Source organism: Phocaeicola sp. RTP21198st1_B8_RTP21198_201120 (assembly GCF_040929485.1).
GTDB lineage: Bacteria > Bacteroidota > Bacteroidia > Bacteroidales > Bacteroidaceae > Phocaeicola > Phocaeicola dorei.
The window spans coordinates 2,554-3,202 of the sequence record NZ_JBCOCI010000171.1; the positions used below are offsets into that span (position 1 = coordinate 2,554).

The 649-nt window shown below is 47.9% G+C and carries 1 protein-coding gene; it reads left to right on the forward strand.

The window, feature by feature from the left end; translation table 11 throughout:
* A partial coding sequence (locus AB5935_RS24030; RefSeq protein WP_368327659.1) for a TonB-dependent receptor plug domain-containing protein occupies positions 1–649 on the forward strand: 649 nt, incomplete at both ends.

The following is a 649-nucleotide window of genomic DNA, read 5'->3' on the forward strand; positions in this document are numbered from 1 at the left end:
GCAGCCGGTATGCAGATTGTGCAGAACGACGGTGCTCCCGGTTCCGATTACACCATCCGTATTCGTGGTGCATCGTCCGTTAATGCTTCAAGTGCCCCGATTTTTGTTATCGACGGTGTGATTTGCGAAGATGCTTCTTCTCTGAATCCGGGCGATGTGGCATCCATTGAAATTCTAAAAGATGCTTCCTCAACCGCTATCTATGGTTCGCGTGGTGCAAACGGTGTCATCATGATTACCACACGCCAGGGAACCAATGATGGAAAAACACGGGTGGAGCTGTATGCTAATTTAGGTATGCAGCAGGCAGTACGCCAATTTGATATGCTTAATTCTTCGGAATATGCGTTGATGCGTTATAAAACCGGATGGAAATACTACCCCTACGGAACTGATCCGTCGACCATGAGCGATGGTATTGTCTATCGTGACAATCCGAACGGTGACGGTAACTATTGGGTACTTCCCGAAAGTTCAACTTATGCAGACTGGGAGTCGTTTGGTGCTCCGGGTAGTACGAATACTCAATGGCAGGACCTGATGTTCCGCGATGCCCTGTATCAGGAATATCGTATCAACGTTTCGGGTGGTAATAAGAACACGCGTTATTCGGTATCCGGTAGTTATCTTAATCAGGAAGGGGTAGTGG